Source organism: Massilia oculi, assembly GCF_017582745.1.
Classification (GTDB): Bacteria; Pseudomonadota; Gammaproteobacteria; order Burkholderiales; family Burkholderiaceae_D; genus Telluria; species Telluria oculi_A.
This window is the reverse complement of sequence record NZ_JAFVIM010000033.1, coordinates 21,663-32,813: the sequence shown is the minus strand read 5'-3', so window position 1 is coordinate 32,813 and position 11,151 is coordinate 21,663. Positions and strand designations below refer to the sequence as shown.

General features: G+C 68.0%; 11 protein-coding genes. 8 read left to right on the top strand and 3 right to left on the bottom strand.

Annotation, left to right across the window (positions count from 1 at the left end):
• Position 1 precedes the first annotated feature (1 nt).
• A complete protein-coding gene (locus J3U95_RS25715; RefSeq protein WP_229520103.1) occupies positions 2 to 775 on the top strand; it encodes an OmpA family protein in 774 nt (257 codons plus the stop codon).
• Positions 776 to 818: 43 nt separating this feature from the next.
• Here J3U95_RS25715 and icmH read toward each other — a convergent pair whose 3' ends face one another.
• The 3 genes from icmH to tssJ are packed head-to-tail and all read right to left on the bottom strand — an operon-like array spanning position 819 to position 3,578.
• Positions 819 to 1,574, bottom strand: a complete 756-nt coding sequence (icmH, locus tag J3U95_RS25710) for a type IVB secretion system protein IcmH/DotU (RefSeq protein ID WP_208281408.1) — start codon at positions 1,572 to 1,574, stop codon at positions 819 to 821.
• The gene (gene tssK / locus J3U95_RS25705) at positions 1,571 to 2,929 is read right to left on the bottom strand and encodes a type VI secretion system baseplate subunit TssK (protein ID WP_208281407.1); all 1,359 of its coding nucleotides are present in this window, start codon (positions 2,927 to 2,929) and stop codon (positions 1,571 to 1,573) included. Before tssK ends, icmH begins: the two co-directional genes overlap by 4 nt.
• Positions 2,930 to 2,987: 58 nt before the next feature.
• Positions 2,988 to 3,578 carry a type VI secretion system lipoprotein TssJ gene (gene tssJ / locus J3U95_RS25700; protein ID WP_208281406.1) on the bottom strand — a complete coding sequence of 197 codons (591 nt, stop codon included), beginning with the start codon at positions 3,576 to 3,578 and terminating at the stop codon, positions 2,988 to 2,990.
• 196 nt (positions 3,579 to 3,774) lie between these two features.
• On the opposite strand from tssJ, the gene J3U95_RS25695 reads away from it, so the two are divergent.
• From J3U95_RS25695 to tssA, 7 genes are all read left to right on the top strand, one after another.
• Positions 3,775 to 4,353, top strand: coding sequence for a tetratricopeptide repeat protein (locus J3U95_RS25695; RefSeq protein WP_208281405.1), 579 nt, complete (start codon positions 3,775 to 3,777; stop codon positions 4,351 to 4,353).
• A gap of 26 nt (positions 4,354 to 4,379) precedes the next feature.
• Positions 4,380 to 4,883, top strand: a complete 504-nt coding sequence (gene tssB / locus J3U95_RS25690; protein WP_208281404.1) for a type VI secretion system contractile sheath small subunit — start codon at positions 4,380 to 4,382, stop codon at positions 4,881 to 4,883.
• 1 nt (position 4,884) lies between these two features.
• Positions 4,885 to 6,375, top strand: a complete 1,491-nt coding sequence (tssC, locus tag J3U95_RS25685) for a type VI secretion system contractile sheath large subunit (protein WP_208281403.1) — start codon at positions 4,885 to 4,887, stop codon at positions 6,373 to 6,375.
• 30 nt (positions 6,376 to 6,405) lie between these two features.
• Positions 6,406 to 6,897, top strand: a complete 492-nt coding sequence (locus J3U95_RS25680; RefSeq protein ID WP_005669863.1) for an Hcp family type VI secretion system effector — start codon at positions 6,406 to 6,408, stop codon at positions 6,895 to 6,897.
• Positions 6,898 to 6,980: 83 nt separating this feature from the next.
• Positions 6,981 to 7,451, top strand: a complete 471-nt coding sequence (gene tssE, locus J3U95_RS25675; RefSeq protein WP_208281402.1) for a type VI secretion system baseplate subunit TssE — start codon at positions 6,981 to 6,983, stop codon at positions 7,449 to 7,451.
• Positions 7,452 to 7,489: 38 nt separating this feature from the next.
• Positions 7,490 to 10,153, top strand: coding sequence for a type VI secretion system ATPase TssH (gene tssH / locus J3U95_RS25670; protein WP_208281401.1), 2,664 nt, complete (start codon positions 7,490 to 7,492; stop codon positions 10,151 to 10,153).
• A gap of 10 nt (positions 10,154 to 10,163) precedes the next feature.
• Positions 10,164 to 11,144, top strand: a complete 981-nt coding sequence (gene tssA, locus J3U95_RS25665) for a type VI secretion system protein TssA (protein WP_208281400.1) — start codon at positions 10,164 to 10,166, stop codon at positions 11,142 to 11,144.
• The last annotated feature ends 7 nt before the right edge of the window (positions 11,145 to 11,151 follow it).

Here is an 11,151-nt window from a genome sequence, read left to right as displayed (position 1 = left end):
CATGAAAGAGCGCATCGCATTGCTGGTCCTCGGGATGGCCGGCGCCCTGCCGCTGGCCGCGCAGACGCCGCCCGGCGCGGCCGAGGCCCCCGTCGTGGTCAGCGGCATGGTCGCCGACGAAGCCGCCAAGGCCGCGCTGCTCGAGCGCCTGCGCGGCGTGTACGGCGCGCAGCGCGTGGTCGACCAGCTGTCGGTCGGCACGGTCTCCACGCCGGCCAACTGGAACAACTACGTAGGCAGCCTGATCGGCCCGAGCCTGCGCCTGGTGAAGGGCGGCCAGCTGAAAGTCGAGGGCAACAGCGTCAGCCTGCGCGGCGACGTGGCGAGCGAAGCCCAGCGCCAGCAGATCGCCGCCGAGATCGCGGCCCGGCTCAATCCGACCTATACGGTCAACAACGGCCTGCGGGTGACCGTGTCGCAGCAGGGCGTGCTCGATGCGGCGCTGGCCGACCGCATCATCGAATTCGAATCGGGCAAGGCGACCCTGACCCCGGCCGGCACCGAGGTGCTGGACGGGATGACGGCGGCGCTGAAAAAGCTCAGCGGCGTGAAGGTCGAGGTGATCGGCCACACCGACAACGCCGGCTCGCGCGCCGGCAACCTGTCGCTGAGCCAGGCGCGCGCCGAGGCGGTCAAGGCCTATGTGGTGAGCCAGGGGATCGCGGAAGAATCGATCGCGGTGTCGGGCGAAGGCCCGGATCGGCCGGTGGCCGACAACCGCACGCCGGAGGGCAAGGCGCGCAACCGGCGCATCGAGTTCAAGGTTATCCAGTAAAACAGCGGCCCCGGGATCGAGGGTCCCGGGGCCATCCCCCATTTCAGGGCAGGGTGATGGTCACATGCGCCGCCTTCGGCGGCAGCTTGACCAGGTCGTTGTAGTGCGCCAGCGCGAATTCCGACTCGTTGCCCAGCACCGTGCGGAATCCCAGGTAGGCCCCCAGCCCGGCCAGCGTGAACACCGACGCCAGCACCCACAGCGACAGGTCGCTGCGCAGCCGGTTGACCACCTGGTCGGGCCGTTCGGCGTGCGGCGCGAAGCCGCGGGTGCGGCCGCGCATGCGGGCGATCTCGTCGCCCAGGCGCGCCACCAGGTAGTCCAGCTTGTCCTTGCCGTCCAGCGCATAGCGGCCCTGGAAGCCCAGCAGCAGGCACATATGGAAGACCTCCAGCGCCTCGACCTGCTGCGCCCCCTTGGCGCGCAAGTCTTCCAGCCGGTGGAAGAAATGCTCGCCGGCGAGCTGGTCGCCGAACACGCGCAGCTGCAGCGGACGGGTTTCCCAGGCTTCTCGCACCTCGTAGCTCGAGCGCAGGATGATCTCGTCCACCGCCGAGCAGTAGGCATACTTGGCCGCCGTCACGTCCTCGGCCGCGATGCCGAGCGCCTTGGCGCTGCGGTCGACGTCGGCCAGGAAGGCCGTCATATTGTCGGCAAAGGCGCCCTTGTCCTGCGGCCCGCAGCCGTTCTTCAGCAGGAACAGGGCATGGAAGCCCTCGTACATGATGTCCACCAGCCGCTGGCGGCGGCTGGCGGCGTCGCCTCGTTGCGCGGCGCGGCGCTCGACGAAGGCGCTCATGCCGACACCGCGATCAGTTCGAGGCGCAGCTCGCGCACGCCGCTCGGCACGTACACCGAGATCGCCTGGGCCTTGAGCATCGCCTCGTACAGCGCGCCGCGGCCTTCGAGCACGAAGTAATAGGTGTCGGGACGCACCGGGATCGCGCTCGGCACCTGTGGCGCATGCACCAGCTTCACGCCGGGCAGCGCCGACAGCACGAACTTGTCGACGTCTTCGGGTGCGCCGACCTTGAACTGCAGCGGCACCGCCTCGACCAGGCGCAGCGCCGGCATGTCGGCGGCCACCGCCAGGTACAGGGTGGTCTGGGCATTGATGCGGCCCGAGTCGAGCGCGCCGTGGTAGTACGAAGCGCGATCCTTGTGCAGGGCGATGGTGAAGTAGCGGGACGAGATCACGGTATCGAGCAGGTCGCGGATGATGCCGTCCAGGCGCGCGAACTGCGGGCCGGGATCGGCGTGGACGTAGGAGGGCAGGTCTTCGAGCCGGTAGCTGCGCGAGTAGGTCATCAGGCCGCCGGCCAGTTCCAGCATCACGCCGTACAGGCGCTCGGGATGCAGCTCGCGGTGGTGCAGGTAGTGGGCCAGCGCCGAATAGCCGGCGCTGGCCGTGTGCAGCAGCCAGATCGAGGACACGTCGCCGCCGCGGATCTCGACCACGTTGCGGCTCGGCTCGCGCAGGTCGCCATACAGCGCATTGACCTTGGCCAGCAGCTTTTCCATCAGCCGCGCCAGGCCGACGTAGAGGCCGGCGCCGGGCATCGTCACGGCGTCGATCGACAGGCTGGGCGGAATGAAGCCAGGATCGATCTCGAAGCCGCCGGTGGCCACGCGCCGCAGGCGCAGCAGCGCGAAGCTCTCGTAGGCTTCCAGGGGCTCGCTGTCGGCCACCAGGCGCAGCGCCTTGCGCAGGTAGGTGACGGGCGCGTCGGCGGCCTGGGTATATAAATCCTGGGTCTCGCGGTCGATGCGCCCGAAGCGCACGTCGATGGTCTCCTGTCCGTCCAGGCCGTTGGCGCAGTTGTCGCCGTGCGTGCGCAGCGCCGGCAGGGCGGCGTGGTAGGTGACCGTCTGCTGCGCCGGCGGCAGGTCGCCAAGTCGCACCTGCGGCGGCAGCACGTCGTCGCCCGGGGCGCGCACCACTTCGCCGTCGGGGAACAGCAGCGCGAGCTCGTCGATGCGCAGGATGTCGCTGCGCAGCGCGTCGAGGTCGACCGCCAGCTTGCGTACGCCCCAGCAATACGGGTGCAGCGCGCAGGCTGTCTGGTTCAGGCGCGCCTCGTGGTAACGGTCCTGCTGCTGGAAATGCTGGGGCCGCAGGAACAATCCCTCGCCCCATAAGACCTTGGATGGCATGCTCACAACGCCTCCTCGCCGTTCAGAAAGGACTAGCTTGCAGGAAAGTCATAAACGATTATTGACAGCGCACAGAGCCCAGCGCCGCGGTACCGCCTTTCGCCACTGAGCCGACACTCATCGCGCAGGCGTGCAGGCCGACGTTCAGGCCGTCGCGTTCGGCATCCAGGCTGCTGACCGCGGTGCGCCAGCGGCCGGCGGCTGGGGTGTGGAACAGGGCGACGATGCCGACGTGGCCGGCTTCGCGCGCGACTTTTTCCGTCACCTCGTAGCGCTGGCCCGGCACCAGCATGATCTCGCGCACCTCGACCAGGTCGGCGCCCAGGCTTTCGCGCTCCAGGCGCGGATCGAGGAAGGTGGCGTAGGGCGCGCCCTCGAAGGCATCCTTCTGGCGCAGCTTGTACAGGCGCACCGCCAGCGCCAGCGGCTGGCCACGAGCATCCACGTTCAGGCGAGTGGCGGCGTGCAGCTTGAGCGGCACGTTGCGCGGCGGCTTTTGTGATTCCGGCAGTTCGGCCGGCTTGCGCAAGCCGGCCGCTTCGAGGGCCGCGCCCGCCAGTGGCGCCAGCGCGGCGCCGCCGCAGCCGGCGAGCGCCGCTGCCAGCGCGCTTGCCGCCATCAGCAGGCCGACCCGGTTGAGCTTCCTCATCGACGATCTCCTCGCAATTGTCCTAAGGCACTAGGCTTGGATTGAAACCCATCCGCGCCAGGCCGCGCTGACACGGCGCAAACGCAAGCGACATCCAACAGTGATTGCTGAACTCGCTTTTTCATTGACAGTGCACAACTTCTTGAAAAGCGCGATGCGAATAATGGGGGCTTGTTCACCCACTGGAGAGACGAACATGATCCGCAAACGCCTGTTACCCCTGCTGGTCGGGGTCGCCGCCCTGGCCGGGTGCGTCACCGATGGCACGGGCACGACCGCCAAGCGCGCCGCCGTGTCCGAAAACATCTATGCCGAAGCCGATGCCGCCCTCGCGGCCGGGCAGAGCGAGAAGGCCGTGAGCCTGCTCAAGGCGGCCAGTGTGGCGCATCCGGTCGACAAGAAACCCTGGGTGCGCATGGCCCAGATCCGCTTCGACGCCACCCAGTACGGCGACGCCATCAGCAGCGCGCAGGAAGCGCTGGCGCGCGATCCCGACGACACGCTGGCGTACAGCATCCTGGCCGTCAGCGGCCTGCGCGTGGCCAGCAAGGCGCTGGCCGACCTGACGCGCAAGAACAATCTGCAGGGCTCGGTGCGCAGCGAAGCGCAAGACCTGGCCAAGCTGCTGCGCACCAGCCTGGGCGAGGAGGTGCTGGTCACCACCCGTCCGGCCACACGCCCGGCGTCGACCCGCAAGACCCCGAGCCAGCCCGCGGTGGCGGCGCCGGCGCGTGCGGCGGCCAGCAGCGGCAGTCCGTTCGACGTTCTGAAGTAATCCCATCTTCCCCCACTGGAGTCGACATGGCCAAGAGCGAAAGCGTACAAAAACGCTTGCAGAAGGTGCGCGCGCCGCGCGTGCAGATGACCTATGACGTCGAGATCGGCGACGCGATCGAGAACAAGGAGCTGCCCTTCGTGGTCGGCGTGGTCGGCGACTTCGGCCTCGATCCCAAGGCCGAGAAGAAGCGCCTCAAGGACCGTAAGTTCGTCAACGTCGACGCCGGCAATTTCGACGAGGTGCTGGGCGCCGTCGCGCCCGTCGCGACCTTCAAGGTCGACAATCACCTGTCGCCGGAAGGCGGCCAGTTCGCGGTAGCCCTGCAGTTTCGCGAGATGGACGACTTCCGTCCCGAGTCGGTGGTGCGCCAGGTGGCGCCGCTGGCCGGGCTGCTCGAAGCGCGCACCAAGCTGGCCGACCTGCGCAACAAGCTGGCCGGGAACGACAAGCTCGAAGACATCCTGACCGAGGTGCTGGGCAATACCGAAAAACTCGACAGCCTGCGCAAGTCGGGCAAGGGAGAGTGAGATGGCGGCGGTATTCGAATCCACCCAAGCGACCAAGGCGGCCCCGGAACTGGATGCTTCGCTGCTCGACCAGATCGTCGAAGAAAGCCGCGTGGCGGCATCGAGCAGCGAGCACGAACGCGCGCGCGACCTGATCTCGGAGCTGGTGACCCAGGTGATGCAGGGGACGATGGTGATCTCGTCCAACCTGTCGGCCACCATCGACGCGCGCCTGGCGGAACTGGACCGCATGATCTCCGACCAGCTGTCGAGCATCATGCATGCGCCCGAATTCCAGAAGCTCGAGCGCAGCTGGACGGGCCTGAATTACCTGGTCAGGAACAGCACCACCAGCGCCAACCTGCAGATTCGCATGCTCAATGCCAGCAAGCGCGAGCTGGTCAAGGACTTCCAGTCGGCCATGGAGTTCGACCAGAGCACGATGTTCAAGAAGATCTACGAAGAAGAATTCGGCACTTTCGGCGGCGCGCCCTACGGCACCCTGATCGGCGACTTCGAGATCTCGCGCCAGCCCGAGGACATCTACTTCCTCGAGCAGATGTCGCACGTGGCCGCGGCCAGCCACGCACCCTTCATCACCTCGAGCAGCCCCGAACTGTTCGGCGTCGAAAGCTTCGGCGACCTGGGCAAGCCGCGCGACCTGGCCAAGGTGTTCGACACCGTCGAATACGCCAAGTGGAAGGCGTTCAGGGAGTCCGAGGATTCGCGCTACGTCGGCCTGTGCCTGCCGCGCTTCCTGGGGCGCCTGCCATACCACCCGGCGGACGGCATGACCACCGAGGGCTTCAACTACGTCGAGGACGTGGACGGCAGCGACCACTCCAAGTACTTGTGGTGCAACGCGGCCTATGCCTTCGGCGCCCGCCTGACGCGCGCCTTCGAGGACTACGGCTGGTGCGCCGCGATCCGCGGCGTCGAGGGCGGCGGCCTGGTCGAGAACCTGCCGACCCACACCTTCAAGACCGACGAGGGAGAAGTGGCGCTGAAATGCCCGACCGAGGTCGCGATCACCGACCGCCGCGAGAAGGAGCTGTCCGATCTCGGCTTCATCTCGCTGGTGCATTGCAAGAACACCTCGTATGCGGCTTTCTTCGGCGCCCAGTCGGCCCAGAAGGCGCGCAAGTACAACAACGAGGCGGCCAATGCCAATGCCGTGCTGTCGTCGCAGCTGCAGTACATCTTCGCCGTCTCGCGCATCGCCCACTACATGAAGTCCATGATGCGCGACAAGATCGGCAGCTTCGCCGCCGCCTCCAACGTCGAGGATTACCTGAACCGCTGGCTGACCCAGTACGTCCTGCTCGACGATAACGCGAGCCAGGACCAGAAGGCGCAATTCCCGCTGCGCGAAGCCAGCGTGCAGGTGTCCGAGGTGCCGGGCCGTCCCGGCGTCTACCGCGCCGTGTCCTTCCTGCGGCCGCACTTCCAGCTCGACGAACTCTCCGTTTCGCTCCGTTTGGTCGCGGAGCTGCCGCAGTCGACCAAAAGCTAGCACTTATTCTTAACTTACTTGGAGTAGAACATGGCAATTGACGTGTACCTGCAGATCGACGGGATCAAGGGCGAATCGATGGACGACAAGCACAAGGACTGGATCGAGTGCACCTCGGTGGCGTGGGGCGTGAGCCAGCCGCGTTCGGCCACCGCGTCCACCGGCGGCGGCCACACGGCCGAGCGCTGCGAACACCAGGAGATCGCGCTGACCAAGCTGGCCGACCTGTCGTCGCCGATCCTGCTGCAGACCTGCTCGGCCGGCAAGACGATCCCGAAAGCCAAGCTGGAATTCATGCGCGCCGACGGCCAGGGCGAGCGCATCAAGTATTTCGAGATCGAGCTCGAGAACGTCCTGATCGGCGGCATCAGCCCCAGCGTGTCCGAAGGCAGCATCATCCAGGAGCAGGTCGGCCTGAAGTTCTCGAAGATCAAGTGGAAGTACACCCAGCAAAAGGTCACCGGCGGCGCCGGCGGCAATACCTCCGGCGGCTGGGACCTGGCGGCCAACAAGGTCGTCTGAGAGGCGACGCCGTTCGTTCTTGCGCGGCGGCTGCGCGCTTGCCAAGGCAGTCCGCCGCGCATCCGACATCCCCGGGAGGCACCATGAAAGGCTTCACGCCGGGCCTGCTCGACCGCCTGATGGTCGAGGACGGCGCGGCCGGCGCCGCGCTGGGCGTCGAGCAGCTCAAGGACAGCGTCGCGCGCGACCTGGAAGCCCTGCTCAATACCCGCATCGCGCTGGACGTCGCCCACCTCGAAGGCTATCCCGCGGCGCGCACCTCGATCCTGCACTATGGCCTGATCGACTTCGCCGGCTTTTGCCTGACCAGCAGCATCGACCGCGCCGCCGTCTGCGCCAGCATCGAGGATGCGATCGCCACCCACGAACCGCGCCTGCTCGAGGCGCGCGCCGTGCTCGAGCCGGAGGCGGGCGACGTCAACCGCCTGCACTTCGCGATCCACGCCCGCCTGGCGGTCGATGGGCTGCTCGAGCCGGTCAACTTCAATGCGGTGCTGCAGCCGTCGTCGCTGCACTACGAGATCAACCGGACCGCCAGGCCGCCCAGGGGCTGAAGGCGGCGTTACCACGCCACTACAACAAGGGAGCCACGATGGACATCAACCTCAAGACGCTCATCTCCAAGCTGAACGACACCACCCGCCTAGCTGCCACCCGCGCCGCCAGCATCTGCATGGGGCTGGGCCAGTACGAGGTCGACGTCGAGCACCTGTTCCTGGGCCTGATCGAGCAACCGGGCAGCGACCTGGCCGCGATCGCGCGCCAGTGCGACATCAGCCTGACCGGCCTGGAGGCCGACCTGCGGCGCGAAGTGGGGCGCTTCGCCACCGGCAGCGCGCGCACGCCCGTGTTCTCGCGCCACCTGCCGTTGCTGTTCGAGCATGCCTGGCTGATCGCCTCCCTTGGCTCGGGCCAGCCGAACCGGATCCGCAGCAGCCACCTGCTGCTGGCGCTCTTGACCGAGCCGTCGCTGGCCCAGCTGGCGCAGCGCGCCTCGCCACTGTTCGCGCGCTTCCCGCTCGACCGCCTGAAGCACGACCTGGAGCGCCTGACGCGCGGCTCGACCGAGGCGCCCGATCTCCAGTCAGAGGAGGCGGTGGGCGCGGCCGGGCCGGACGCCGCCTCGGAACTGAGCCAGGCCGCCGTCCGCGCCACGCCGGCCCTTGACCAGTACACCACCTGCCTGACGGCGCGCGCGCGCGACGGCAAGGTCGATCCGGTGATCGGGCGCGACATGGAGATCCGCCAGGCGATCGACATCCTCATGCGGCGGCGCCAGAACAACCCGATCCTCACCGGCGAGGCCGGCGTCGGCAAGACCGCCGTGGTCGAGGGCCTGGCCCTGCGCATCGCCCAGGGCGACGTGCCGGACGTGCTGAAGGGCGTCGAGATCCACACGCTCGACATGGGCCTGCTGCAGGCCGGGGCCAGCGTGAAGGGCGAGTTCGAGAACCGCCTCAAGAACGTGATCGACGAGGTCAAGAAAAGCCCGCATGCGATCATCCTGTTCATCGACGAAGCGCACACGATGATCGGCGCCGGCGGCACCGCCGGCCAGAACGACGCGGCCAACCTGCTGAAACCGGCGCTGGCGCGCGGCGAGCTGCGCACGATCGCCGCCACGACCTGGGGCGAGTACAAGAAGTATTTCGAGAAGGACGCCGCGCTGGCGCGCCGCTTCCAGGTGATCAAGGTCGAGGAGCCGGACGAAGACACGGCGTCGGCCATGCTGCGCGCCATGGCGCCGCTGATGGAACGGCACTTCGGCGTGCGGGTCTACGACGACGCCATCACCGAGGCGGTGCGCCTGTCGCACCGCTACATCAGCGGCCGCCAGCTGCCGGACAAGGCGATCAGCGTACTGGACACCGCCTGCGCCAAGGTGGCCCTCGGTCAGAGCGCCACGCCGGCGCTGCTGGAAGACTGCGTGCGCCGCATCGAACGGCTGGACGCGCGTGTCAAGGCCTTGAGCCGCGACGCCAGTGCGGGCGCGAGCCATGCCGAGGCGCTGGCGGCGCTGGGCCAGCAGCGCGGCAGCGCCGCGGCCGAACAGGAGATGCTGCAGCGCCGATGGGAAGAAGAACAGGCGCTGGCCGGCCAGATCGGCAAGCTGCGCGCCGAGCTGGAGGCCTCCGGCAGCCGGGACGAGAACAGCGGCGCGAAGGATTTGCGCGCGCTGCACGAGGCGCTGCGCGCCCTGCAGGGCGAAGCTCCCCTGGTGCCGGTGCAGGTCGACGGCCACACGGTGGCCGAGATCGTCGCCGCCTGGACCGGCATTCCGCTGGGCCGCATGGTCAAGGACGAGATCCGCACCGTGGTCAACCTGAAAGCGATGCTGGACGAGCGGATCCTCGGCCAGGACCATGCGAGTCACGTGGTGTACCAGCGCGTGCGCACTGCGCGTGCCAACCTGGACGACCCGAATAAACCGAAGGGTGTGTTCCTGTTCGTCGGCACCTCGGGCGTGGGCAAGACCGAGACCGCGCTGGCGCTGGCCGACATCCTGTATGGCGGCGAGCGCAAGCTCATCACGATCAATATGAGCGAATACCAGGAAGCGCACAGCGTCTCCGGCCTGAAAGGCTCGCCGCCGGGCTACGTCGGCTATGGCGAAGGCGGTGTGCTGACCGAGGCGGTGCGACGCAATCCCTATAGCGTGGTGCTGCTCGACGAGGCCGAGAAGGCGCATCCCGACGTGCTCGAGATGTTCTTCCAGGTGTTCGACAAGGGGGTGATGGACGATGCCGAAGGCCGCCAGATCGACTTTCGCAACACGATCATCATCCTGACCTCCAACGCCGGCTCGAGCCAGATGATGGCGGCTTGCCTGAACAAGGCGGCGGGCGAGCTGCCCACGCCGGAACAGCTGTCCGAGCTGCTGCGGCCGGCGTTGATGAAGCACTTCAAGCCGGCCTTCCTGGGCCGCCTGGCGGTGGTGCCGTTCTACCCGATCGGCGACGAGGTGCTGGCCAACATCATCCGTCTCAAGCTGGCGCGCATCGGCGCGCGGGTGCTGGACAACCACAAGGCGAAGTTCGAGTACGACGAGGCGCTGGTGGAAGCGGTACTGCGGCGCTGCACCGAGGTCGATTCCGGCGCGCGCAACGTCGACAACGTCCTGAACGGCACCTTGCTGCCGGAGATCGCCGACAGCGTGCTGGCGCGCATGGCCGAGGGCGGCGGCATCGCTCGCGTGAAGGTCGGCGCCACCAAGGCCGGCAAGTTCAAGTACTCGATCGAACCGAGAGAAGCCTGAGGAGCGCGCCATGCTGGACATCGATGCTTTGCTGGCGCCGATCGCGCCCGACAATCCCTGCGGCGACGACCTGGCTTTCTCGTCCGAGGTCGACGAGATCGCACGCGCACGCCTGGCCGACGATCCTTCGCTGGAGCAGGGCGCCTGGGTCACGGCGCTCAAGGAAGCCGACTGGAAGCTGGTCGGCAAGCGCTGCACCGGCTTGCTGCAAACCCGCAGCAAGGACTTGCAACTGGCCGTGTGGCTGGCCGAGGCGAATGCGAAGACCGGCGGCATGCGCGGGCTGGCCGAGGGCCTGGGGCTGGTGGCGGCGCTGTGCGAGCGCTACTGGGAAGGATTGCACCCGCAGGCCGACGAGGATGGCTTCGAGCGCCGCATCGGCAACCTGTCGTGGCTGGCGGGGCGGATCGCGCCGCTGGTCAAGACGATGCCGCTGGCCGAGAATGGCGTGCTGACCCTGCAGGCCTGGGAAGTCGCGCGCGCCAAGGGCCCGGAAGCGGTGGCCGAACTGGAGACGGCGCGCGCGCGCAGCAAGGGCGACTTCGTGCAGGCGCTGCTGGCCGATTGCGAGGCCTGCCTGGCGGCCTTGCAGGAACTGGAGCGGGTGGTCGACGCCCAGCTCGGCGCCGATGGGCCGGGCTATAGCGTCGGGCGGGCCGCGCTGCGCGACGTGGTCGACCTGATCAAGCCGGTTGCGATGGCGGGAGCGGCGCCGATCGAGGCTGCAGCCGGCGGCACGGTCACCGCGCTGGCGCTGCCGGTGCGGGTCGACGGGCAGGTGGCGCACCGCGACCAGGCGCTGGCCCAGCTGCGCCAGGTGGCGGAATTCTTCCGCCGCACCGAGCCGCACAGCCCGGTGGCCTACCTGGCCGAGAAGGCCGCGCGCTGGGGCGAGCAGCCGCTGCACGCCTGGCTGCGTTCGGTGATCAAGGATGACGCCTCGCTGGCGCGGCTGGAAGACTTGCTGGGAATCGAGCATCCGGCGCCGTGACGCCGGA